The sequence below is a fragment of the Rhizobium sp. CB3090 genome (assembly GCF_029714285.1).
Classification (GTDB): Bacteria; Pseudomonadota; Alphaproteobacteria; order Rhizobiales; family Rhizobiaceae; genus Rhizobium.
The window spans coordinates 1,740,594-1,763,394 of record NZ_CP121663.1; the positions used below are offsets into that span (position 1 = coordinate 1,740,594).

Here is a 22,801-nt window from a genome sequence, read left to right on the forward strand (position 1 = left end):
GTCACGCCGACCATCACCCCGAAACAGCCTCCGTTACCGCCAACTCGGCCATGGCGAGCGCGGCCTCGCGGGTTTTGGCAGCGGCGATGAAGCGACCGCTATGGCAGAAGCTCGCACCCTCTATGCCGCAAGCCGCTGCCAGATCGTGATCGGTCAGGCCGGCCCAGGCGGCTGGCAGGTCTGCCCTGAGTTCAAACCCCTCGTCCGCACGGCGGATACCGGTCAGGCACCAATCATTTTCGCGCGGGTGAACGACAAACAGCAGGTGATCGGCGCCCGCCTTCACGATCGCCGGGCGGAAAGGCATTCCCATTGGGAGCTCCAGAACGCGGCCGCTGCCTGCATCTATGATTGCCTGGTGCACGAGCGCCTCGGCCCGCAATTTTGCAGCACTTTGGGCTATCCTTGCCTCAACGAAACTTCGGGCAATGGCAAGGGCGCTTTGGAACCCGCGATCGCCGGCCTCCGGATCCGCCTCGTCGAAAACGGGTTTCAAGGTTTCCAGCAGAGCCGGCAGTGTCAGCCCAGCCAACGGTCCTGCAACGGAGGGGCTGAGCGCGCCATTGTCAACCAGATCGACCGGCAGCACGAAACTGGCATCGAAAGAGGCATGCACCGCCTCGATATGCCCTTCGGGAAGGCCCGAGGCAGCAAGATAGTCACGGCCATAATGTCTCCAGATCAATCCGAACGAACTGTAGGGTTGGCCGTTCTCTCGCAGCGGTGCGCCGCGTTGATGGTGATCGAAGATCTGCACTGCGGCGTCATATCGGCCGCCCACATCGTAGATGATGCGATCGGCGCCGGGAGTGATCCATTCCGGCGCCCTGCTGCGGACCAGGCGAGCGTTCGGAAAAAGCCGGGTCAGGATGACACTGGACAGCAGCTCGTCGGCATGAAAGCCGCCGGAATGGGTGACGAGGAAATCTGGGATCATGCGAGGATATGCCCTTGTTGTTCGCGACGTGTCCGCTTGGGGTTAGCAGCAGATACCCATTGCTGCATCCCATCTCAACCCGCCATTTGCTCGTTGGAACACATTGGCGCGCGCCTGATATCAGGTGGCGTACATCGAAAGCCTTCAATCGTGGAACACCGCCTCTTATTCGGTAGAACGGCTTAATGGCCGCCCCAGGCGACTTATGCTAGTTTCGTCAGACATCAAACGCGCGGCGGTGACAGCGATGTTGGAAACGGACAAGGTGTTCGCAGGCTCGATTCCGGAAAACTACGACCGCTATATGGTGCCGTTGATTTTCGAGGCCTTCGCCGCAGATCTGGCGCAACGGGCGGCATCCTTGGCGCCAGCCGCCGTCTTGGAAATTGCCGCGGGAACCGGGGTCGTCACCCGTGCATTGGCGCCCAGGCTATCCCCCAGCGCAAGCTATGTCGTAACCGACCTCAACCAGCCGATGATCGACTATGCCGCTTCGCGGCAAGCTCCCGACAGTCGCATCCAATGGCGCCAGGCAGATGCTATGGCGCTTCCGTTTGAAGATGCGGCCTTCGATCTCGTCTGTTGCCAGTTCGGCGCGATGTTCTTTCCCGACCGTTCGTCTGCCTACCGCGAAGCAAAGCGTGTTCTGAAGCCCGGAGGGCATTTTTTGTTCAGCGTGTGGGATCGCATCGAGGAGAATATATTTGCAGATGATGTGACGAATGCCCTTGCTGAGATTTTTCCGAAGGATCCACCACGCTTTCTGGCACGCACGCCGCACGGCTATCATGACAGGGATCTGATCCGCACCGACCTGGAGCGCGCCGGTTTCTCGCATGTGGTGATCGAAACGAGAGCCGAACAAAGCCGTGCATCCTCGCCACGCCTTCCCGCCGTTGCCTATTGCCAGGGAACTCTTCTTCGCAACGAAATCGAAGCCAGAGAAGCAGGAAGCCTGGAGGCCGCGACCGACTACGCTACATCCGTAATCGCAGCCAGACACGGTACCGGTGAGGTCGCCGCCAAAATTCAGGCACATGTCATCGTGGCCGTGGCCTAGAATTAGCATCGGAATGGCCGGGATGCTTGGAGCGACCTGACCCCGCGACACCATAAAAACTGCGTCCAAACGACTGCCTTTGCCGTTCTTTCGGGCGGCGACACGCAAAGCTCGCGAGCGCCCCGATCCAGTTCTTTGCAACCTATTTCTTGCGTTCGCGCCTCAAATCCCACGAGGGCAGGGTTCCGAAAGCCTCTTTGTACTGGAGGGAAAAGCGACCGAGATGAGTGAAGCCCCAACGGCTCGCGATTTCGGCAATCGTTGCAAGAGGCGGCGCATTTTTTATGTCGTTCCGTGCGCCTTCAAGCCGCAATCGCCGAAGATGCTCCGTCGGTGTTTCGTTGTAGAAGCGACGGAAATTGGCCTGTAAAGCGCGAATGCTTACATCGGCCGCCGCAGCCATGTCAGCAAGGGTTATTGGTGCATTCGCGTGCGTCCGGGCAAACTCGGCCGCTCTTCTCACCTGTTTTGGCGCAATCGAGCTTCCAGGCGATTTTCGCTGAGAAAGAGAATGGGGCAGGTTCTGCACCATAAGCAAAGCCAACGTCTCCTGGAAACTCGCCAGTGCGATGGGTGATGCCTTCAGATTGTGGCTCGCGCAGATTTCGTCTCTAAAAAATCGCATCAGCGTCAGAAGCCGCACCATCGTCCCATCAGTTGAGGCATGCAGTGGCTCGAATTCGAAATCCGCCGGCGCAAAACACTCATAGGTATTGGTAAGTGCGGTCATTACCGCTTTTCGGCTGACAGAGAATCCTTCTCCGCTAGACTTCTCTCCGATTTCTATTCCCGAGTAGCGATCAGCCGTCGTCAGCACGCCGGAACCTGGGCTGATGACATAACGGATGTTTCCGGTTGCGAGCCGGCAGTATGAGGAATGTTCAAAAAAGAACATAAAATCATCGCGCTCGATCGTGACGGAGAAATCTCGCCTTGCTTCGCTCGACCCGTTCCACCCGACAAAACCATCAACACCATGCATGCCGAAAGCAAAAAGATCGCGCGACTCGCGGTTGAGAGGTATGTGGTTGTCTTGCTCTTTGTTATCGGACAGCCAGTATGCGATTTCCTCAGACGTTAATGGCGCTTCTTTGAGCTTTGCGGTGAAAATTTCAGTCAAATCAAATCTCAGATCATGCCATTGTTTATGCTTACCCGTCTGACGCCGGGTAATATTTGAGCGTCATTTACTATGTGCTTGAGCCGCATCCGACTCAGATAATTTCGCGTTTCTTAAACACTTCGGTTATCGCTTTTGCCTGAAGTAAGGCAAGCGAACATTTCAGGTAATGCCAACTCGGTCCGGCATTTCGCCAATATCGATGCGCGGGGCAAAGAGAGCTTTTCGCGCCGCTCTTTGCTGGATTGGGACAGTTTGAATTGCGTCGGCATCTGGTTCAGCGACGCAACCTCGCGACATCTCGGGCAAAGTGCCTATATCACCCTGCCAATGCTTGTTTGAGACGATGGATATGGCCTGCACCAATCCCGCAGCAGCCACCGACGATCGTTGCGCCCGCTTCAACCCATGAGCAGGCGAAGCGCGAATATACATCATCGTTCAGGTCGCTGCGGGTGTCGTGCAGACCCTCGTTGGCAGCGGAATCGCCCTGCTCGCCCTCGAAGGCATTGGCATAGACGCCGATTTCGAGCGCAGCGCCTTTATCTTTGAACACCCGGGCCACAGTTTCGACTGCCGGCCGCATCACTTCCGGCTTACTGCAATTGAACAGGAGTACGCTTGCGCCCGACGCGGCGGCCCAGATTGCCGCATCTTCGACCCGTTCGCCGGAGCGCAGTTTCGGTTCACTGCCGTTTCTCTGCGCCACATCATCCATAAGCGTGAACGAGATCCAGAACGGCTTGCCGGTCGCAGCAACTGCGGCGCGCACAGCGTCTCCCTCGGCGATCAGACTGAGGGTTTCGCCGAGCCAGACATCGACGTATGGATTAAGATTTTCGACCAGTACCTTGAGATAGTCCTGCACGCGCGAGGGATCGAAATTCTCCGGTTCGTAGGAGCCGAAGATCGGCGGCAGCGAACCGGCGACGAGCACCTTCCGATCCCTGCAGGCATCGGCGGCTTCACGCGCCAATTGGCCTGAGCGCGCAATGAGCTTTGCACCTTCCTCCCAGAAGCGCTCCTCCCCGATATGGAAAGGCACGAGTGCATAGCTGTTTGTCGTAACGACTTCCGAGCCGGCGGCGATGAATTCCTCATGCACCTTTCGGACGATGTCGGGTGAATTGATCAGCGCCAGCGCTGACCATTCCGGCTGCTTCAGTTCGGCGCCGAGGCGCATGAGTTCGCGGCTCATGCCGCCGTCAAGAATGCGGAGTTTGCTCATAAACGGGTCTCCCGGAATGGATTAGGCAAGTATCAAATTTGGCCGCGCGATTGCTGTCGCGGCGGCCGACGGTTCAAGATCGGACGGTCGGTCTCTGCGAGCTCGGCAGAAGCCTTCAAGCGGGCGTGAGGGCATGGCCTTCCTTTTGCATTGTGAGGTCAGCGTCGCACCGGCACCTGCGCCTCCAGGCGGCGGAAGGTCCGGGCGATGATGGCGGTTAGAATGAGATAGAAGACCGTAACGACGATCAGCGGCTCATAGACGAGCAGCGTGTCTTGCCGCACTTTGCTGGCGACGGCGTAGAGATCCATGACCGTGACGGTAAAGGCGAGCGGTGTTGCCTTAAGCTGCATGACGATCTCGCCACCGATTGTCGGCAGCGCGATACGAATGGCGCGTGGCAGCCAGATGCGGCACGTCAGCGTGAAGGGGCGCATGCCGAATGCACGGCCGGCCTCCAGCTCGCCCTTTGGAACGGCAAGCAAGGCGCCGCGCAGCACCTCCGCCTCATAGGCCGCGTAGTTCAGCGTAAAGCTCACAGCGGCGAAGAAGAAGCCTTCCCGCAGGATCGGCCAGAACAAGCTCTGGCGGATGCCCGGGATCATCGGCAACAGCGATCCAATGCCATAATAGAGAAGCCAAAGTTGAATGAGCAGGGGCGTGCCGCGAAAGAAGGTGCAGTAGGCGCGAGCAGCATTTCGCACAATTGGGCCGCCGCTGACCTGCGCGAAGGCAAGTCCGATCGCAAGGATGAAGCCGAAGACGACCGAGATCACCAGCAGCGATATCGTTTGCCCTGCGCCGGCCAATAGAAGCGGCCAATAGGAGACGATCCATGAAAAGGTCATGTCACGCACTCCCTAAGCGAGCTTCGGCTGACCGCGCCGTAGCCGGCGCTCGATCAGGTTGAAGACGACGTTGGAGGCGAGGGTCAGGGCGAGATAAAGAAGGGCGGAGGCGAGAAAGAAGATGAAATAATGCTTGGTGCTTGCCCCGGCGAGGCGGGTGGCGAGCGCCAGTTCCTGGTAGCCCACGACGGCAACCAGCGCACTGTCCTTGGTGATCGACATCCACAGATTGGCAAGGCCCGGCAGTGCGTTCGGCAACAATGCGGGCAGCACGACGCGGCGGAAACGCAGCATGGGTCCCATGCCGAACGCTTTTGCCGCCTCGATCTGGCCCACGGGGATAGCGAGGATCGCTCCTCTCAGCACCTCAGTCATGTAAGCGCCCTGCACGAAACCGAGCACGGCGACGGCAACGGCAAAGCCGTTCATCTCGAATGTGGGCAGATTGACGGCGGTTAGAAGCCGGTTGAGCCCGTCCATGCCGGCATAATAGAGACCAACGATCAGGATCAGTTCCGGAATGGCACGGATCGCTGTCGTATAAAGATCGAGGAGCAAGCGGAGCGGCCTGTTGCCGGAAAGCTTGCCGAGAGCGCCTGCCGTGCCGAGCACCAGGCCGATCAAAAACGCACCGGCGGAAATGGCAATAGTGGAGGCGGCACCCAACAATAGCACGCCCCCCCATCCTGGCGGATAGGGGGAAAGCAGCTCCAAGATGGTTTGCTGGGTGGCCGCCATCGTTCGGTTCGCTTATTTTGCGCCGTAGATGTCGAAGTCGAAATACTTCTTGGTGATTTGGTCGTATTTGCCGCTGGCGCGGACTGCCGCAATCGCCGCGTTGAGCTTCGCCTTCAGCTCCGTGTCTTCCTTGCGCAGGCCGCCGGAAACGCCGGCTCCAAGGATTTCCTTGTCGTCAGCCACATCGCCCATCTTTTCGCAGCAATCCTTGCCGGCGTCGCTTTTCAGGAAGGCGTCAAGCGCAAGAGAATCGCCGAAGACATAGTCGATGCGGCCGGCTGCCAGATCCTGAAACGCCTCGTCCAGGGTCTGATAAGTCTTCTGCTCCGCGACCTTGGCAAAATACTTATTGTAATATTCCGACTGGATGGTGGACACCTGAATGCCGATGGTTTTGCCTTTCACGTCATCGGCAGTTGCGCCTGGCTTTCCGTCCTTCGGGCCGATCAGCGTGCTCGGCGTATTGTAATATTTGTCTGTGAAGTCGATGATCTTGGACCGCTCCGCGGTATTGGACATCGACGACCAGATCACGTCGAACTTCTTGCTCTGAAGAGCCGGAATGAGGCCATCCCAGGAAAGCTCCACGATCGAGCATTTCTCCTTCATCTGCTCGCAGACGGCGTCCATCAGGTCAATTTCCCAGCCTTGCCACTTGCCCGAAGCGTCTTTGGCGAAGAAGGGTGGATAGGATTCATTCATAATGCCGAAACGAACCTCAGCCTGCGCTGCGACAGCGGAAAGGACAAGCGTGGCGCCGGCAAGAAGGATGGGCAGCAGTTTCATTGGCAGGAGTCTCCAGGTGAGGTTGTTTGTGATGGCGGTTTGGATCAGTGGACGAGCATGCCGGTGAATTCCCGGCACCTGGCGCTGAGGGGAGTATCGAAGATCTGTTTCGGAGGCCCCTCCTCCTCGATCCGCCCCTGATGCAGGAAAAGAACGTGACTGGAGACATCGCGGGCAAAGCGCATCTCATGCGTGACCAGCAGCATGGTTCTGCCCTCCTCGGCGAGATCACGGATAACCTTGAGCACTTCCCCGACCAATTCCGGATCCAGCGCCGAGGTCGGTTCGTCGAAGAGCATCACGGCCGGATCGACGCAAAGCGCACGGGCAATTGCGGCCCGCTGCTGTTGCCCTCCGGAGAGGAAGGCAGGGTAAGCATGGCGCTTGTCGTAGAGGCCGACCTTGCTGAGCAAAGCTTCCGCCTTTTCGACAGCCTCGCGGCGCGAGACACCCAAGACATGTACGGGCGCTTCAATGACGTTTTCAAGCACGGTCCGATGGGCCCAGAGATTGAAGCTTTGGAAGACCATGCCGAGACCGGTGCGCAGCCTCTCGATCTGCCGCCAGCTCTTCGGCTGCATCAGTCCGTCGCGGCCGGGCTTCCAGGCGATTTCTTCGCCATTCACGACGATGCGCCCGCGATCCGGTATTTCCAGCAGGTTGATGCAGCGCAGGAAGGTGCTCTTGCCGGAGCCCGACGAACCAATGATCGAAATCACATCGCCCTTGCTGGCTTTCGCCGAAACACCTTTAAGGACTTCATGTGGGCCAAAGCTCTTGTGGAGATTATCCACTTGAAGGGCTTGGGGAGACGGTTCTGTCATATATGGTTCCAGTGAAAAGCAATTTGCGGAGAATATCGCTAAGGCACGCTGTTTTTGCGCGCAAATTCTGATCAATTTGGGTAAAATATGCAGAAATTCGTTTCTGACGCATCAAATATGACGCAATGCCCAACTCAGAAGGCAATTGGCCACCAGGGGGACAGAAGGAACAGACATGGAAAAACTGGACCGTTTCGATCGCGATATCCTGGGCATCGTTCAGCGCGATTGCCAGCTCACGGCGGAAACCATAGCTGAAAAGGTCGGGCTTTCGACCTCGGCCGTGCAGCGGCGGCTGAAACGCCTGCGTGAAGACGGTGTCATCAAAGCCGAGGTCGCTATCGTCGACCGAAAGGCGACCGGCACGCCGATGGTGTTCATCGTTGGAATGGAGATCGAGCGCGACAATTACGACGCCCTGGCAAAGTTCCGCATTTGGGCGGAAAAACAGGATCATATACAGCAGGTCTACTACGTGACCGGGGCGGTGGACCTGATCGCCATCGTCACCGCCTGCGATGTCGAACACTATGACGACATCGCAGCTCTGATCATGGCGGAAAACCCGCAGATCCGCCGCATGCATACCAATGTGGTACTGCGCGATGTTAAACTCGGCATGTTCGTCCCGCTGACGGACGATGATCGCGGACGGTAGAGTGCAGTTGCCGTAGTGATGGCCGCTGCCTATGTAATCACCGATATGCTCTGAAATAGCGAGGGCTCCCGGAATGGCTCATTCGCTTCTAAAACTGAAACGTATATACGACGATCCTTCGGACGAAGACGGTCAAAGAGTGCTTGTCGATCGGTTATGGCCACGCGGCCTTTCCAAGAAAGATGCGAAACTGACCGACTGGGTCAAGGATGTGGCTCCATCGCCGGAGCTCAGAAAATGGTTTGGTCACAGGCCCGAGCGGTTCGCGGACTTTCGAGAAAGATACCGGCAAGAGCTGGCGTCCAACCCGGCGGTGCAGGCACTGCTCCATTTTGACGATGGACTTGTGACACTGGTGTATGGCGCGAAGGATCCGGTTCATAACCATGCGGTCGTACTTTTGGAATTCCTGAAGGCCCTGAAAGATCGCGGCTCATAAACCACTTGGCGATCCATACGAAAACGAGTCGCGACTCATCATAGTGTCGGAGGTTCGAAGGCCAATTCGAGCCGCTCGAACGCAAACGTTTCTACTTATACGAAAGCTCTAACCCAGATGGGAGCTTCACCGGGCGAAGCATCTAAGAGACGGAGAACACAACGAAAATCGTGATTCGTTTCTTAGCCGGGGAATGGCGTTAAGATTGCGCTAACCTGATTTTGCTGGACGTAGAACGCAGAATCATGTCCTTGTTGGCGGGTGGCGGCCGATAGAACGAGTGTAGGCCGCCAAGAGGGACAAATGGCGCTAACAAAACAAATCGAGCAGGAGAATGCTTTTTCAGAGGATGCGGCGACGAAGATCGTCCGGCATGCCGGCATGCTTTCGAACCAGCTCCAGGCTTTGCGGACCCGCATGTATCCGCCGAAGGCGGAAAAGAGCCTGCGATACTTCATGACGAATGAGGTCTCCAAACTGACCTCCATTCCCGACTCGACGCTTAAGCTATTGTCCAATGAGGGCCGTGGACCGGTTCCCAGCCGGCTTGAAAACAACCACCGCGCCTATACGCTGCAACAGATCAATCAGTTGCGCACCATGTTCGCAGAGCAGAAGCCTTCCGATGCTTTGCGGTTCCTGCCTTACCGGCAAGGCAATGAGCATCTGCAGGTGCTCGCGGTCGCGAACTTCAAAGGCGGTAGTGCCAAGACGACGACCAGCGTCCACCTTGCACAATATCTCGCGCTCCACGGCTATCGTGTTCTCGCGATCGATCTCGATCCTCAGGCTTCGCTTTCGGCGATGTTCGGCTTCCAGCCCGAGATCGACGTGCAGGCCAACGAGACCATCTATGCTGCTTTGCGGTATGACGACGAACGCCGTCCGATGAAAGAGATCATCCATCGGACCTACTTCGACGGCATCGATCTCATTCCGAGCAATCTCGAAGTTATGGAATACGAGCACGAAACGCCTCGTATTCTGGCGCAGCGATTGGGCAGCCGCGAGGGCATGTTCTTCGAACGGCTGAAGCTCGCCTTGGACGAGGTCAAGGATCGTTACGATGTGGTTATCCTCGACACGCCCCCTTCCCTCGGGTTTCTGACGCTTGGCGCCATTCACGCCTCGACGGGGATGATTGTAACCGTCCACCCGGCAATGCTCGACGTATCGTCGATGAGCCAATTCCTGTTGATGATGGGAGATCTCATCCAGGTCCTGGGTGAGAGCGGCGCCGTGTTGAAGCAGGATTTTTTCCGCTATCTCATCACCCGCCATGACCCGAACGACCAGCCGCAGTCGCAGGTGGTGGCCATGCTTCGTCATCTTTTCGGCGACGATGTCATATTGCCGACGGTGGTCGAAAGCACGGCAGTCGAGGCCGCGGGTCTCGCCAAGCGAAGCCTATACGAATTGGAGATGGGCCAAGTCGGCCGCGATACGCATCGCCGTGCTCGCGACGCGATGGATGCGGTAAACGATGCAATCCTGGATTTGATCAAAGCCAGTTGGGGGAGGCGATGACGAAGTCCCCAAAAAGATCGTCGCTTGCTGCAAGCTTCGGACTGCTCGCAGCCGGTATCAATGCCGATACGCAGAAGCCTGCTGAACAACAGGCACCTCCGTCCGCGGCTGCACGCGTAGGAGCCGGCGTTATTGGTGCCACTCATAAGGCTATCAGCGACATCAGGGACGAGCGCGACCGGCTTCTTGCCATGCTCGAGGCTGGCTCAGGCGGCTCGACCGAGATCGATGCGGGTTTGATCGATCCGTCACCTTTTCCCGACCGGCTTCCTGACGACAATGATGGGTCGTTTGCGGAGTTCAAGAAGAGCATCGAGGAAGATGGGCAGAAGATCCCCATTCAGGTCCGCCTTCATCCGACGTTGACGGGACGGTATCAGGTGATCTACGGGCATCGCCGCTTGCGCGCCGCGCGTGAACTTCAGCGCCCGGTCAAGGCGTTGATTTTGGAGATGTCCGATCGAGACCTTGTTGTCGTTCAGGGCATCGAGAACGCCGCGCGTCAGGACTTGAGCTGGATCGAACGAGCGCTTTTTGCGTGGCGCATGGACGAAGCCGGCATTCGCCCGAGAGACATTTACGCGGCACTTGGGATAGACGACGCAGAGCTCGCGCGGATGCGATCCGTCTATCGTGTCGTCCCGCTCGATATCATCGAGGCCATTGGCAGGGCGCCTAAAATTGGGCGGCCGCGATGGGTCGAATTCGGCGGGTCGTTAAAAGCCAAGCCTGATGCAGTTAGGGCAATCAGAGAAACCCTGTCAGATGACAGGGTTTTACGCTTGATGTCGAATGACCGGTTCAGTCAGGCCCTGGGGGTATTGAAGACCCCCGCGGCCCGCCTGCCTGGTCAAAATCTTCGTGATGGACGCGGTAAATCCCTGGCAAGACTTCAGATTTCGAAAAAGGAGCTGAAGCTTGTGCCTGAGAGCGAGCGAGGCATCCGGTTTGCAGCTTTCCTCGAAGGCGAAATACCGGCATTGATCGCGAAGTTCGATGCCGCTGACAAACAGGATGATGCATAGACCCTGTCAGCTGACAGGGTTTTATCGCCGTGTCCTGCGCGGATTTGGAATAACTTATCAACGGAAGAAGCCCTCACGGCGAACCATCCGAGAGCCTTTGTATTCTTGTAGCGAAGATATCATTGCTCTTTTGCCGCGACCTTCGATCTGTTTGGTATCCGCTAACCAGCGGAAATAACTCGGTCAAATGCCGAGAAACCATGATTGAAACGAAGAGAGAAAGGTAAGCGACGGCAAAAAGAAAAGGCCCCCAAACGGCGAACCATTCGAGAGCCTTTGCATTCTTGTAGCGAAGATATCAATAGCTCCCCCCGAATCAGTTGTCAATGCATCGAAGTCGTTTCGGTGGCCGTATTCGCTTTGCCTGCGATCAGAGGCGAAGATATGCACAATACAAATTTCATAACGACGCCGTTCGGGCGGCGGTCGATGACGCTTGGCATGTTGTCAAATCAGTATGACGCCAAGGACATCGAACCTGGCAAATCGATCGACAAGTGGAAACTGTTTCGCGCCCTCTGCGAAGCCAGAAGCATTTACGGGATTTCCGACCGTGCTCTTGCCGTATTGAACGCGCTGCTGAGCTTCTATCCGGAAAATGCCTTGTCCGAGGAAAACGGCCTGGTGGTCTTTCCATCCAATGCGCAATTGTCGTTAAGAGCGCATGGGATTGCGCCGGCGACGCTAAGACGTCATCTCGCTGCTTTGGTGGCGGCGGGATTGCTGATCCGGAAAGACAGTCCTAACGGCAAACGCTATGCGCGGCGCGACCGGAAAGGCGAAATCCATGAGGCCTTCGGCTTCAGTGTGGCGTCTCTCATTGCACGTGCCGATGAGATATTTGCCAACGCGGCACTCATCGTCGCGGAACGCCAACGCTTGCGTATCACCAAGGAGCGCCTATCGATTTGCCGTCGTGACATCGCAAAGCTGATCGAGATCGCCCTTCAGGAACAAGCGCCGGGCGACTGGACAATGATCCAAACGACATTCCACTCGATCGTGGACGCCATTCCGCGCGGTCCGCATATCCGCGATTTAAACGGGGTTCTCGACGAGCTGGAGATGCTCCGCAGCGAAATCGTTATCCGATTGGAAAAGCAGCTAGAAACACAAAAACAAAGCGCCACAGAATCCCAAACTGAGCGCCATATACAGAATACAGATTCTAAAAACATTCTTGAATCTGAACCAGCCTCCAGCGCGCAGCCAGTTCAGGACTCGATGGCGAACGAAACTCTCACTCTATGCGACAACCAAGAGGGTCCGCACTCTCACTCTCTCTCAGGATCAGCAGACGACAAATATCACGTGACCATCTCGGAAAGCCCCATAAATCCCTCTGCCCAGCCGCTAAAATCTTTCCCCCTCGACCTTGTGATCCAGGCTTGCCCTGAGGTCGTATCCTATGGCCATGCTGGCAAAGTTGAGAGCTGGCGAGATCTCATGGCCGCAGCAACCGTCATCCGCACCATGTTAAACATCAGTCCGTCTGCTTACCAGGAAGCTTGCGATGTCATGGGACCTCAAAATGCAGCAACTGTCATCGCTTGCATGCTGCAGAGAGCAGAGCACATCAATTCGGCAGGCGGTTATCTGCGTAATCTGACGCGAAGAGCGCAACGTGGTGAGTTCGCTATTGGTCCAATGCTAATGACTTTGGCACGCTCCCAAAGGTCGCTCGTGCGGGATGCAGCATGAAAACATCATCCCGCACGCTCCAGCGAAAATTTGGCGCGACGCGATCTCCCGCAACAATCTCGGACTTGTCTGCTTCCCCAAAATCTTTGGCGAGAGCGTCGTTATAGCCGAGCCATGGCCGGGCATCAGAGCTTACCTCACACCAATCGAACTTGAATAGGGAAGGACATTTATGTGAACCACTGCAAGCTCTCGAAGGACAGCGGATCTTCCGCTCCTTGCGGCCTTCGCTCATCCCGCTGCGGGCGATGCCGCGCCAAAAGATCCATTATGTCACCTATTTCGCTTTGCGTTCGATCGTTATTATAGTAACCTCATTCTCATCAAATCGATCTCACTTCAGCACTTGGCTCGGCTGCAGATCGTCTTTCTCCCGGACACGCCAACGATCGAAGTTAGCCCCTGAAAACGGAATATTGAGTGACGGAAATAAAAGCCGGAATTACTTCCGTTTGACAGCTTAGCTCAGCTTTAACAATTATTTAGCCTTGCTTAAGCTCGACCAGTGCCGCCATGATTTACGGTAAAAAGGGCAGATTTGGTGGCGCTGCCGAAGCGCTGGGCAATTGTGCCGTCGGTGCTCTTCTACCATAATCGATGGTAGAGCATAAGACGGCATTGGAACCAGAGGGGATAGCGGCAAGATGCACGAGATCGATATCGAGGGGCTCGACGAAGCCACGCTGATGGCGCTGCATGGACGTATCGTCGAACGGCTGCATTTTCTGCATCAGCAAAAGACCGCCGCTGCTCTGCGAGAGATCAAGATCGGCAGCGGCGTCATGTTCGACGGGCCGGATGGAAGAACGATCAGGGGTATCGTCATCCGCCGCAATCGCAAGACCGTGACGGTTCACACCGACGATGAGAAGCACTGGAACGTGTCACCGTCCTTGCTGACGCTTGTGGCCCGGCATGGTCTGGATGGAGAAGCGTCCGAAGACGGTCGTGTCGTGCCGTTTGCAAAGCCCGGCACCAGGTAGCAGCGCTCAAGCTTTCGCCGCGACAAGGCCTGCCAGTGGCGGGATGATCTGGCCGGCGATGCCGAGCCGGTCGCCGAGATAGCGATAAAAGGACAGCCCGAGCTTTTTGCAGGTCTTCATCAGACCGAGCATGGTGTCGCGCGCAACGAGGCCGTCCCGGCTTAAGGTACCGCCCGAGATTTTGCGTTTGGTGACAAAGGCCCGCAAGTCGTTCTCCGACGCGTTCGTGTGCAATGGAATATGTGGACACTCGAGCACCTTCAGCAACTCGTCTTTTCGACGATGCAGGCGCGTCAGCAGTTGATCGAGGGCGTCATAGCCAGTGTGCAGGGTAAAGATCCTGTCGAACCGTCGTCGGAAGCCTGGGATTGCCTGTGGTAAAGGCTTTTGCTTCCAGATCTTCAGCGCCTTGTAAAATCGCCAGATAAGATCGCGCACCAGCGCGACCGCTCGCGCCTCCTTCGGCTTGGCCGGCATCAGCTTTTGCAGAAGGCGCTCGCTATGGACCCAGCACAGGGCATGATTGCCGACACGAAACTGCCCGGCATCGTCAGAGACGATCACCATGTCGCCCAGCAGGCCGTGATGGCGCAGGGAACCCCACAGACCAGCTTCGGCCAGGACCCCGATCCCTTGCCTGTCGAAAATATCGATGCCCTTGCCGGCTAGATATTCCAGGAACGGCACCTGATTGCAGAAGCCTTGCGGCTCGAAAGTGCGCAGTCTGGCAACAAGGCCCGGATCGCCGCGGCGCTCTTCCAGATAGTCGAATGCCGCGTCGTTGAGGACATAATCCCGGTAGTTGCCGCGCAGCAGCGACAGGAAGTTCAGTCGCGATTTCGATTCGTGGTGCGGAAGACCGTAAAGTGGTCGCCGCCGATCTGCGTCGTATAAAAGTTACCATGAGCGTGGCGGGCGCCGGTGTCATCCACTGTGACATAGGAGGACGACACCAGGCCGGCATGCAGCACCGCCGCATCCTCGGCGACAAACCCATCCAGCTCTTTGGTCAGAAGGCGCACGACCTGACGCTTAGAGATCTCGACGCCGACATCATTCAACAACGTCGTCAGCCGCCCAGTCGTCACTTGCCCTTGCGCATGCAGCATCAGGCAAAGCCGCCGGATGTTCGGGCCGTAGCCACCCATGATCCCCACGGGCAACGGTGCGATCACTGTCTTCCCATCCGGCATGATCCAGCATTCCCGCCGGTAGTGCACAAGCTCGGCCGTGAGAACCAATTCCCGCACGAAGCAGCTTTTGTAGCCTTTGAAGCGCGAGCCGGCCGGAACGTTTGCACGTAAAACCTCCTCCCGGCTGACCCGCTTCACATCGAGCTTCGGGCCGCGTGGCTTCTTCTTGCCGGCCTGTTGACCGCCCGGCTTATCATCCGTTGCCTTATCCATGCCGGAGGAGCGAAACGGCGGGCGTGGCGGCAGGTTCTTCAGCCGCGCGATCTCGTCGCGCAAAAGCTGGTTCTCGGCCTTCAGACGGGTGTTTTCCAGGCGAAGCGCCGCGTTTTCTTCACGAAGGGCCGCGTTCTCGGCCTCAAGTCTCGCAAGGCGAACTTCAGCCTGCTCCGCTCTTTCCAGCAGGCCGGTCACCAAACTGCGCAACGCCTTCAGCGAAAGCGTCTCGGCATGCTCAGGGGAGGGAAGCCGTCTCTTTGCCATCCCGAGACTGAATCATGATTTGCCCCAGCCAAGGAATCCCAGCGCCGGAAATCAAATCGCAGACCACGCGCTTGTGCACACTTCTCTACGGTCCTCGGCGAAAGTCCGCCAACCAAAATGCCCCACTTACTGATTTACGGTCCTCGGATATCGTTGGAGCTGGACTGGGTCAGGATCGAGACCACCCGGGTTCAGGGTAGTCTCCAAGTTTCAATCTGAAGCGATCGAAATACCTCCTGCGCCTAACTACGATAGTTGCTGCGCAACCAGGGCAGCCCAATAATCGATGCCGTAGGCGATCGCATTGTCGTTGAAGTCATAGGCCGGATTATGCAGATCGGCGCTGTCGCCGTTGCCGAGCCAGATAAGTGCGCCGGGCCGCTTTTCGAGCATGTAGGAAAAGTCCTCCGAGCCCATCGTCATCGACCAATTGCCGTCGACGCGCTCCGCACCCACGACGCTGCTGGCAGCGGCAATCGCAACCAAGGTCTTCTCGGCGTTGTTGACGGTCACCGGATATCCCGGGCGCCAATCGATTTCGGCCTGCGCGTCATAGAGCTTCGCGGTCCCAGTCACCACATCGCGAAACCGCTGTTCGACGGCCCGGCGTGTCGCCGGCAGCATCGTGCGGACCGTGCCGCCGACTTCGACTGCGGGCGGAATGACGTTCAGGGCTTTCCGGTCGCCACCGCTGATGAAGGTGACGGAGATGACGACAGGGTCGAACGGATCGGTAAAGCGCGACACGATCGATTGGAGTGCGACGACCACATGCGACGCGACAACTACGGGGTCGCGGGCGAGATGCGGCGAGGCCGCATGGCCGCCTCGTCCGTTGATGGTGATGACGAAACGATCGCCAGCAGCCATCATCGGGCCGCTGCGGATAGCGAACGAACCGACGGCGAGACCCGGCTGATTGTGCATGCCATAGACTTCATCGATGCCGAAACGATCGAGCAGCCCCTCCTCCAGCATGACGCGTCCACCACCGCCGCCCTCTTCTGCCGGCTGGAAGATCAGAACGATCTTGCCGGCGAAATTGCGCTCGGCGGCAAAGCGCTTGGCGGCACCGAGAAGCATGGCGGTGTGACCGTCATGTCCGCAGGCATGCATCATGTTCGGTATCTTCGACGCATAGGGCAGATTTGTCTGTTCGGACATCGGCAACGCGTCCATGTCGCAGCGAAGCGCGATCGTCTTGCCATTGCCTTTGCTGCCAGAGATCGTCGCCACGACGCCGGACTTGGCGAATCCCGTCACCACCTCGTCGCAGCCGAACGCCCTCAGCTTTTCCGCCACCATTGCCGATGTGCGTGGCAGATCGAATAGAAGCTCAGGATGTTGGTGTATCTCGCGGCGCCAGGTCTTGGCCTCATCCGCGATGATGCGAGATGCTTCGGACGGGTTCATGAATAGTCTCCTTCAGAAGGTCTTACACTGGCGCTCAAAAATTGCCGCCGTACCGGCTGAGCGGATCTGTATCAGAGATAGCGATCAGCAGCACATGAGTATAGTCACCTTTGCAGGTGGCCGGAGGACATCGTGGTGCAGTCTGGTCCGGAGCCGACGGTCAATAGGCGCAAATGGGCTTGCTCTGTGTATTAGCACGGACGACCTCGGCATTGGACCGCACGATGCGGTATAGGTTCGCGCTACGGTTTATAAAATAACCGACAGGGACCAATTGTCGTTCCAGGCAAATGACAATCGGCGTATATTCGCACTCCGGCGTGGATCGCAGCGCAACGACAGATCAGCTATTCGTGAGGTATGGATAATGCAATTTTCACCGGAAGAGGCGGCCGGCTCGCCTGTCGAGAGCCTTGGTATATGGCCGACAAGACGGAGCAATATCCTCGACTGGCTCGTGCATGATACCCGTGACGAACGCTTCATCGACAATATTCTCGTGGATTTATGCGTGAGACTGCGGGCGGCCGGCATCCCCGTTGCCAGGGCAACAATGCATTTCAGAACGCTTCACCCGCAATGGCTCGGCGCACGAATTCTCTGGCGCACGGGGTTGGATGAGGCGAACATCAGCATGTTCAGCTATGGGGTCGAGACGACACCACAGTTTCTGGCAAGTCCGATCAATGAGATATTCAACGGTGCCGCCGAGGTCCGCCAGAATCTCGAAAAGCTGGATAAGGCCGATCGGCCGGCCTATCCGCTTTACGAGGAAATGCGTGCCGAAGGATTGACCGACTATATCGCTTGGCCGATCTACCACACGCTTGGCAAGCGCCACATCGTCACCTTTGCCGCCGATATACCCGGCGGCTTCACCGAAGAGCACGTTACTTTCCTGAAGGATCTGCTGCCGGCCCTGACGCTGGTGAGCGAGATTAGGCTGAAAAACATCCTGGCCCGGACGCTTCTGCGCACCTATGTCGGGCCACATGCCAGCGAGCAGATCCTGGCCGGCGCCACCACCCGCGGCAGCGGCACCACCGTCGGCGCGGCCATACTCATCTGCGACCTGCGCGACTTCACGACGATTTCGGACATGTGGCCGCGCGACGATGTGATCGAACTTCTGAATGGCTATTTCGACGCGATGTCGGAGCCGATCGAGAAACACGGCGGTGAGATCCTGAAATTCATGGGGGACGGATTGCTGGCGATTTTTCCGCTGAGCGACCCGATGGCCTGCGCCAACCTCCTCCAGGCGATCAGCGAGGCGGAGGCTGCAGTCGGCGCGCTTAATGAAGAAAATAGCCGGCAAGGCCGCGAGGTGCTGCGCTATGGCGTCGGCGTCCATGTCGGCGATGTGATGTATGGCAATATCGGTTCCCGGACCCGCCTCGATTTCACCGTGATCGGTCCGGCCGTCAATGTCGCTTCGCGACTGGAGACGCTGACCAAGGAGGTCAAACGGCCTGTGCTGTTGTCCAAGGCTTTCGTCGATATGGCAGGCTGCGAGATCGAGATGGAAAGTCTCGGCGCCTTCCCCCTCAAAGGTCTTGGCGAACCGGTCGACGTGTTCGCTTTTGCGACGAATGGAAATGGCGTGGCACGTCACAAAGCCCGGTCGTAATGCCTGCGGCCGAGACGCACGCTAGATTCGATTGTCACACGTCGAGATGTGATAACGCTGATCGCAAAACGTGAAGCGTGTGGGGCTTTCGTCTTTTGCGTAATCGCTTATATTATGAATGGGATAACTACGATAGCCGCCTCAATTTTGCGGGATCGTTCTGCGATCACGGACTTTAGTTTGGGCTGATTCAACGGCCCGACGAAGTGGGTGCCTTACACCCCGCATACTCTGACAAGGAGAGAAAAGATGAAAAAATTACTCGCGACGGCATTTTCAGCAGCATCATTGATCGTCACCGGTGCCGCGGCGGCGCGTGCGGCCGACTTGCAGACAACCTACGTGGAACCGGACGAGCGCAATGGCGTGAAGATCGGCTATCTTACGTGCGACATCGGCGGGGGTGTCGGGTATGTACTCGGATCGGCCAAGGAAGTTGATTGTGTATTCCGCTCGACCGTCGGGAAGGAGCGTGTGGACCATTATACCGGTGCTATCCGAAAAATGGGCGTCGATCTCGGCTTCACAACCCGCAGCCGGCTTGTCTGGCTCGTCTTTGCCCCGACAGCCGGCTATCATCACGGTGCCTTGAGTGGTCTTTATCAGGGCATTACCGCCGAAGCGACCCTCGGTGCCGGCGTCGGCGCCAACATTCTTGTCGGCGGCACCTCCGGCTCCATCCATCTTCAGACAATCAGCGTAACCGGGCAACTCGGGCTCAATCTCGCCGCTACCGGTACGTCAGTGACGCTGAGCACGATAGAATAAGCAAATCTCCATTGCATTTCACCAGGGCGTACCTTGCCGTGAGCGAAGGTACGCCCTGGACGCTATCAGTGGATACATGATGACCGCGTCGTTTCGAACGCGGTCGTCGCGCAGGCAAGCGATACTTGCTCGTTGAGCCGGATGGTTCACGCGTTTGGCTTGCGCGTTTTCAGTCCCTGGATCCGATTGAGGCTGTCTGCAGCCTTCATCTCCCACATTCGCGCTTGTTGCTCGTGGGCAAATTCGATGGCGCTGTACAAACAATCCTCCGCCTCGCCATCGGTAGAATCCAGACGCGATAAAGCTTCGCCTTTTAAACGCAACAACTCGGCCGTGAAATAGTTTTCGCTGGTGCTGGCAACCAGCTCAAGCGCCTGGTTCAGAGTTGCCAGGCACGCATGGAGATCACCTGATTGCAGATAGCAATCTCCGAGCAGGCCGAGGTAACAGGATTTATCGATCTCCTGCTCTCCAAGATTGTCGCAGGTATGCCGCATTTTTTCCAGGCCGCGTGGATCATTATCCACCCGGACCATCAGCCAGCCGTGGAAAAAGGAGGCCATGTTCTGCCACATGCGAAAGCCGTTTTCCTTTGCGAGGACGGATAATTCGTCGACCATGCGGTGCAGCGGCCCGGTGTCGCCACGGAATGCGTGGAGAATACAGCCGTTGCCGAGGCAGGCGGCAAGCCTGTAGGCGGAATGCCGGCGCGCATCGGCTTCCGCATCGCGGTACAATTCGATGGCCGCCTGATCCAGGCCGATCAATTGCAGGGTCCAGGCAAGATAAGACATCGCCATGCTTGGAAAATCACTGCCGATCTCATCGGCGTGCCCGATATAGCGAAGCGCCGCCTCGAGATATTCGCGGGCCTGTGTGAAGTGGCCCTGTGCAAAGAGCGTCATGCCTTTGAACTGCATTCCAAGGACCGCGGCTCTGAGGCTGCTGCGAATTCTGCCGATATCGATAAGCTGGTCGCTTGCCCAGAGTGCATCTGCAAAGCGGGCAGAGTTGAACGCTGTTCCGAAGATGCCGTCGAGCGCGCGGATCGGTGCTTCGGAATCCTCCAGTTTTTCGCTGAGCCGCAAGACATTGCGGTAGGCGGCACTGCCTCCGGCGGTAACATAGCCGAATGTCGCATAGAGCACGTCGCCGCGCTCCAGTTCCAGACGAAGCTCCTTCCTGTCGCGCTCGGGCGACTCCGGCAATTTGGCCAGGCATTCCAAGCCATTCGCAAACATGTTCGCCGCCTCGACCTTCGCCCATGTCTTGCCGACATTGAGCCCCGCGGCAAGCCAGCAATCGGCGGCCCGCTCGAACAGCTCGGCTTCGGCGAAATGCTGTGCCAGGATTTCCGGATGCTCCGCCGCAAGCTTCGGGTGGATTTGCTCGATTGCTTCGGCAACCTGGCCGTGGAGTTCCCGGCATCGTTCACGCAGCAGCGTATCCCGGGCCGATTCCTGCAGGAGCGCATGCGCAAAAGCATAGTTCTGGCCGCCCGCTGACAGCTGCGGTATGACCAGGCCTGACTCGATGAGCCGGCTAAGTGTTGCGTCGAGGACGGGACGTGCAATACCGCAGAGATGTGCGACAAGCTTCGCATCGAATTCGCGTCCGACCACGGCAGCAATCTGGGCGACCGCCTTTGCCGGGCCGATCTTGTCAAGGCGCGAGAGCAATGACGATTGCAGGGAGCTCGGCACGGAAAGCGTGGATTTTTGCCGGCCTGACAGGTCCCCGTCGGCGGAAGGCACCGTTTCCAGCACCGCACGGGCAAGCTCCTCGACGAAGAGCGGAACGCCTTCCGCCTTGGCCAATAGCGACAGGCTCGTCTCGTCGGACAGATTGTTGCCTTCATCGATGTGACGGACGAGCATAGCAGCGTCGTCGTTGCTCAGCCGCTCCAAGCCGATTTTGCACAAAGGCTCCGGTTCCCTGTCATTGCCGAGCGATGTCTCGCGAGAGGTAATCAGGATCAGCATCGGAAATGAGATGGCTTCTCCGACAAGCATCCCAACGACCTCGCGCGATGAAGGATCGATCCAGTGAACGTCTTCGATCGACAGCAGAACCGGACTGATCCGAGAAATGTGATGAAGCCAGTCGATCAGGATTCTGTGCGAAACATCGCGCTGGCGCGCGGCGGTCAAATCGGAGATCGGGACGCCTGCCTGTTCGATGGACAGCAGCTCGGCGAAAATGGGCAGCGAGCTGGCAATCGGAACCTCGCTGAGCGCGAGGACAGCTTTGAGCTTATCCAGCAATACATTAGGGGCATCGTCGGCCGCGATGCCTGCGTAGCGCTTAAGCAGGCTGAGGAAAGGAAAGAGCGCGGTGTTCGAATAGGCTCTGGAACACTGGAGTGTCAGCACTGTGCATTGCGGAATTTGCCGCTGAACCTCGAAGACCAGCCTCGATTTGCCGATTCCCGGTTCGCCGGAGATCAGGAGCGCTTGGCCGCGCTTTTCGGAAATCACGTCGCGCCAGAGTTTAAGGACACGCGTCATTTCCTCACGCCGATCGACGAGTTCGGTCAACCGCGTTCTTTTTGCAAAACGGTTTTCCAGAATATTCGCCTTTTCGGCACGCCAGACCTGCTGCGGCGACGAAAATCCTTTGAGCGTCCGCAGCCCGAGATCGGCAAATTCGAATGCGCCGGCCGTGATCTCATAGGTCTTTTGATCGGTCAGTATCGTCTGCGGCTCGGCCAGCGTTTGCAGCCTCTGGGCTAGGTTCGGGATCGAGCCGAGAGCGACCGTCGAAACCCCGGCGGGCGCTCCGACAAAATCTCCGACCACTACTAATCCGCTCGCTATCCCGATCCGGACGCGCAGAGGCGGTCCCTGCGGCACTTCGATCTGCGGCACGATGCGCAGGATATCGAAAGCAAGGCGCAATGCGCGTTCGCCGTCATCTTCTTCGGCAATCGGATATCCGAACAGGGCCTGGAAAGCGTCGCCGATATAGTTTGCAGCAATACCGTTATGGCTTTTTACCGCGAGCGTGCAGGCTGCCAGGTAGGTTTGGGTAAGATGGCTGAAGTCTTCCGGATCAAGCTGCGTCGCATACTCCGTGGACCCGACGAGATCGCAAAACAATATCGTCAACTGCCGGCGTTCGACCGCCGGCGACGGCAGTACCGCGTCGGGCTCGCTGTTCAATAGCTTGATGCCCGCCAGAATCTTCCGGCGTGGACCCAGAGGAATCCGCATATCCTGCAGATCCCCTTCGGAGAGAAGGCGGAGGCTGTCGAAATCTATTTGGTTCTTGGCGAATATGTCGGCGAGATGATCGAGCCTCAGTTCGCGCAGCCATTCCCGTACATCGTCCATTGGATCCCCCAGTGAAACGGTGCATGCCTTTGCCTCTTATCTTCGGATATCCCTCCCTGAAGTTTAGCATTTTTAGCCGTTGTTGCATAAGTAATTTCAAATATAAAAGGG

Annotated in this window: 21 protein-coding genes; 10 read left to right on the top strand and 11 right to left on the bottom strand. The window is 57.6% G+C overall.

Going from position 1 to position 22,801, the window contains the following annotated elements:
- Window positions 1-13: 13 nt before the first annotated feature.
- Window positions 14-937, bottom strand: a complete 924-nt coding sequence (locus QA646_RS26750; protein WP_283059749.1) for an MYG1 family protein — start codon at window positions 935-937, stop codon at window positions 14-16.
- Between the two features lie 247 nt (window positions 938-1,184).
- On the opposite strand from QA646_RS26750, the gene QA646_RS26755 reads away from it, so the two are divergent.
- Window positions 1,185-1,997: a class I SAM-dependent methyltransferase gene (locus QA646_RS26755; protein ID WP_283059750.1), complete on the top strand. Its 813-nt coding sequence runs from the start codon at window positions 1,185-1,187 to the stop codon at window positions 1,995-1,997.
- 142 nt (window positions 1,998-2,139) lie between these two features.
- Here QA646_RS26755 and QA646_RS26760 read toward each other — a convergent pair whose 3' ends face one another.
- The 6 genes from QA646_RS26760 to QA646_RS26785 form a co-directional block, all read right to left on the bottom strand.
- Window positions 2,140-3,117 (bottom strand): AraC family transcriptional regulator, encoded by a 978-nt coding sequence (locus QA646_RS26760; protein ID WP_283059751.1) that lies wholly within the window; start codon window positions 3,115-3,117, stop codon window positions 2,140-2,142.
- A 319-nt stretch (window positions 3,118-3,436) separates the two neighbouring features.
- Window positions 3,437-4,345, bottom strand: a complete 909-nt coding sequence (locus tag QA646_RS26765; protein ID WP_283059752.1) for a homocysteine S-methyltransferase family protein — start codon at window positions 4,343-4,345, stop codon at window positions 3,437-3,439.
- A gap of 158 nt (window positions 4,346-4,503) precedes the next feature.
- A complete protein-coding gene (locus QA646_RS26770; protein ID WP_283059753.1) occupies window positions 4,504-5,193 on the bottom strand; it encodes an ABC transporter permease in 690 nt (229 codons plus the stop codon).
- 12 nt (window positions 5,194-5,205) lie between these two features.
- The gene (locus QA646_RS26775; RefSeq protein ID WP_283059754.1) at window positions 5,206-5,931 is read right to left on the bottom strand and encodes an ABC transporter permease subunit; all 726 of its coding nucleotides are present in this window, start codon (window positions 5,929-5,931) and stop codon (window positions 5,206-5,208) included.
- A gap of 12 nt (window positions 5,932-5,943) precedes the next feature.
- Window positions 5,944-6,717 (bottom strand): transporter substrate-binding domain-containing protein, encoded by a 774-nt coding sequence (locus QA646_RS26780; protein WP_283059755.1) that lies wholly within the window; start codon window positions 6,715-6,717, stop codon window positions 5,944-5,946.
- 44 nt (window positions 6,718-6,761) lie between these two features.
- Window positions 6,762-7,541 carry an ATP-binding cassette domain-containing protein gene (locus QA646_RS26785; RefSeq protein ID WP_283059756.1) on the bottom strand — a complete coding sequence of 260 codons (780 nt, stop codon included), beginning with the start codon at window positions 7,539-7,541 and terminating at the stop codon, window positions 6,762-6,764.
- Window positions 7,542-7,716: 175 nt separating this feature from the next.
- Here QA646_RS26785 and QA646_RS26790 point away from each other — a divergent pair, with 175 nt between their 5' ends.
- The 6 genes from QA646_RS26790 (at window position 7,717) to QA646_RS26815 (ending at window position 13,874) form a co-directional block, all read left to right on the top strand.
- Window positions 7,717-8,199, top strand: coding sequence for an Lrp/AsnC family transcriptional regulator (locus QA646_RS26790; RefSeq protein ID WP_283059757.1), 483 nt, complete (start codon window positions 7,717-7,719; stop codon window positions 8,197-8,199).
- 73 nt (window positions 8,200-8,272) lie between these two features.
- Window positions 8,273-8,638, top strand: coding sequence for a DUF488 family protein (locus QA646_RS26795; RefSeq protein ID WP_283059758.1), 366 nt, complete (start codon window positions 8,273-8,275; stop codon window positions 8,636-8,638).
- A gap of 303 nt (window positions 8,639-8,941) precedes the next feature.
- Window positions 8,942-10,165 (top strand): plasmid partitioning protein RepA, encoded by a 1,224-nt coding sequence (gene repA / locus QA646_RS26800; protein ID WP_283059759.1) that lies wholly within the window; start codon window positions 8,942-8,944, stop codon window positions 10,163-10,165.
- Window positions 10,162-11,190, top strand: coding sequence for a plasmid partitioning protein RepB (gene repB / locus QA646_RS26805; RefSeq protein WP_283059760.1), 1,029 nt, complete (start codon window positions 10,162-10,164; stop codon window positions 11,188-11,190). The genes repA and repB overlap by 4 nt, the downstream gene beginning before the upstream one ends.
- Window positions 11,191-11,574: 384 nt before the next feature.
- A complete protein-coding gene (gene repC, locus QA646_RS26810; protein WP_283059761.1) occupies window positions 11,575-12,891 on the top strand; it encodes a plasmid replication protein RepC in 1,317 nt (438 codons plus the stop codon).
- 644 nt (window positions 12,892-13,535) lie between these two features.
- On the top strand, window positions 13,536-13,874 hold the full coding sequence (locus QA646_RS26815) for a hypothetical protein (RefSeq protein ID WP_283059762.1): 339 nt from the start codon (window positions 13,536-13,538) through the stop codon (window positions 13,872-13,874).
- Between the two features lie 6 nt (window positions 13,875-13,880).
- Here the strand turns inward: QA646_RS26815 and QA646_RS26820 are convergent, their stop codons facing one another.
- The gene (locus QA646_RS26820; RefSeq protein ID WP_283059763.1) at window positions 13,881-14,351 is read right to left on the bottom strand and encodes a transposase; all 471 of its coding nucleotides are present in this window, start codon (window positions 14,349-14,351) and stop codon (window positions 13,881-13,883) included.
- A gap of 24 nt (window positions 14,352-14,375) precedes the next feature.
- Between QA646_RS26820 and QA646_RS26825 the strand changes: the two genes are divergently transcribed.
- The gene (locus tag QA646_RS26825) at window positions 14,376-14,543 is read left to right on the top strand and encodes a hypothetical protein (protein WP_283059764.1); all 168 of its coding nucleotides are present in this window, start codon (window positions 14,376-14,378) and stop codon (window positions 14,541-14,543) included.
- A gap of 158 nt (window positions 14,544-14,701) precedes the next feature.
- On the opposite strand, the gene QA646_RS26830 is transcribed toward QA646_RS26825, so the two are convergent.
- Together QA646_RS26830 and QA646_RS26835 are read right to left on the bottom strand one after the other, a co-directional pair.
- Entirely contained in the window at window positions 14,702-15,481 is a 780-nt protein-coding gene (locus QA646_RS26830; RefSeq protein WP_283059765.1) for a cell division protein ZapB, read from the bottom strand.
- A gap of 312 nt (window positions 15,482-15,793) precedes the next feature.
- Window positions 15,794-16,960 (bottom strand): M20 aminoacylase family protein, encoded by a 1,167-nt coding sequence (locus QA646_RS26835; protein WP_283059766.1) that lies wholly within the window; start codon window positions 16,958-16,960, stop codon window positions 15,794-15,796.
- Between the two features lie 367 nt (window positions 16,961-17,327).
- Here QA646_RS26835 and QA646_RS26840 point away from each other — a divergent pair, with 367 nt between their 5' ends.
- Together QA646_RS26840 and QA646_RS26845 are read left to right on the top strand one after the other, a co-directional pair.
- A complete protein-coding gene (locus QA646_RS26840) occupies window positions 17,328-18,590 on the top strand; it encodes an adenylate/guanylate cyclase domain-containing protein (RefSeq protein WP_283059767.1) in 1,263 nt (420 codons plus the stop codon).
- 249 nt (window positions 18,591-18,839) lie between these two features.
- Window positions 18,840-19,358, top strand: a complete 519-nt coding sequence (locus tag QA646_RS26845) for a DUF992 domain-containing protein (protein WP_283059768.1) — start codon at window positions 18,840-18,842, stop codon at window positions 19,356-19,358.
- A gap of 146 nt (window positions 19,359-19,504) precedes the next feature.
- Here the strand turns inward: QA646_RS26845 and QA646_RS26850 are convergent, their stop codons facing one another.
- Window positions 19,505-22,690: an adenylate/guanylate cyclase domain-containing protein gene (locus QA646_RS26850; RefSeq protein ID WP_283059769.1), complete on the bottom strand. Its 3,186-nt coding sequence runs from the start codon at window positions 22,688-22,690 to the stop codon at window positions 19,505-19,507.
- Between the last annotated feature and the right edge of the window lie 111 nt (window positions 22,691-22,801).

What these genes read in the sequence shown, in the direction of transcription:
- QA646_RS26850 (WP_283059769.1), bottom strand. Translation starts at nt 22,690, where the DNA reads ATGGACGATGTACGGGAATGGCTGCGCGAACTGAGGCTCGATCATCTC.
- QA646_RS26750 (WP_283059749.1), bottom strand. Translation starts at nt 937, where the DNA reads ATGATCCCAGATTTCCTCGTCACCCATTCCGGCGGCTTTCATGCCGAC.
- QA646_RS26755 (WP_283059750.1), top strand. Translation starts at nt 1,185, where the DNA reads ATGTTGGAAACGGACAAGGTGTTCGCAGGCTCGATTCCGGAAAACTAC.
- QA646_RS26840 (WP_283059767.1), top strand. Translation starts at nt 17,328, where the DNA reads ATGCAATTTTCACCGGAAGAGGCGGCCGGCTCGCCTGTCGAGAGCCTT.
- QA646_RS26815 (WP_283059762.1), top strand. Translation starts at nt 13,536, where the DNA reads ATGCACGAGATCGATATCGAGGGGCTCGACGAAGCCACGCTGATGGCG.
- QA646_RS26775 (WP_283059754.1), bottom strand. Translation starts at nt 5,931, where the DNA reads ATGGCGGCCACCCAGCAAACCATCTTGGAGCTGCTTTCCCCCTATCCG.
- QA646_RS26780 (WP_283059755.1), bottom strand. Translation starts at nt 6,717, where the DNA reads ATGAAACTGCTGCCCATCCTTCTTGCCGGCGCCACGCTTGTCCTTTCC.
- QA646_RS26825 (WP_283059764.1), top strand. Translation starts at nt 14,376, where the DNA reads ATGGACCCAGCACAGGGCATGATTGCCGACACGAAACTGCCCGGCATC.
- QA646_RS26785 (WP_283059756.1), bottom strand. Translation starts at nt 7,541, where the DNA reads ATGACAGAACCGTCTCCCCAAGCCCTTCAAGTGGATAATCTCCACAAG.
- repC (WP_283059761.1), top strand. Translation starts at nt 11,575, where the DNA reads ATGCACAATACAAATTTCATAACGACGCCGTTCGGGCGGCGGTCGATG.
- QA646_RS26820 (WP_283059763.1), bottom strand. Translation starts at nt 14,351, where the DNA reads ATGCCGGCCAAGCCGAAGGAGGCGCGAGCGGTCGCGCTGGTGCGCGAT.
- repA (WP_283059759.1), top strand. Translation starts at nt 8,942, where the DNA reads ATGGCGCTAACAAAACAAATCGAGCAGGAGAATGCTTTTTCAGAGGAT.
- QA646_RS26770 (WP_283059753.1), bottom strand. Translation starts at nt 5,193, where the DNA reads ATGACCTTTTCATGGATCGTCTCCTATTGGCCGCTTCTATTGGCCGGC.
- QA646_RS26835 (WP_283059766.1), bottom strand. Translation starts at nt 16,960, where the DNA reads ATGAACCCGTCCGAAGCATCTCGCATCATCGCGGATGAGGCCAAGACC.
- QA646_RS26845 (WP_283059768.1), top strand. Translation starts at nt 18,840, where the DNA reads ATGAAAAAATTACTCGCGACGGCATTTTCAGCAGCATCATTGATCGTC.
- QA646_RS26795 (WP_283059758.1), top strand. Translation starts at nt 8,273, where the DNA reads ATGGCTCATTCGCTTCTAAAACTGAAACGTATATACGACGATCCTTCG.
- QA646_RS26790 (WP_283059757.1), top strand. Translation starts at nt 7,717, where the DNA reads ATGGAAAAACTGGACCGTTTCGATCGCGATATCCTGGGCATCGTTCAG.
- repB (WP_283059760.1), top strand. Translation starts at nt 10,162, where the DNA reads ATGACGAAGTCCCCAAAAAGATCGTCGCTTGCTGCAAGCTTCGGACTG.
- QA646_RS26765 (WP_283059752.1), bottom strand. Translation starts at nt 4,345, where the DNA reads ATGAGCAAACTCCGCATTCTTGACGGCGGCATGAGCCGCGAACTCATG.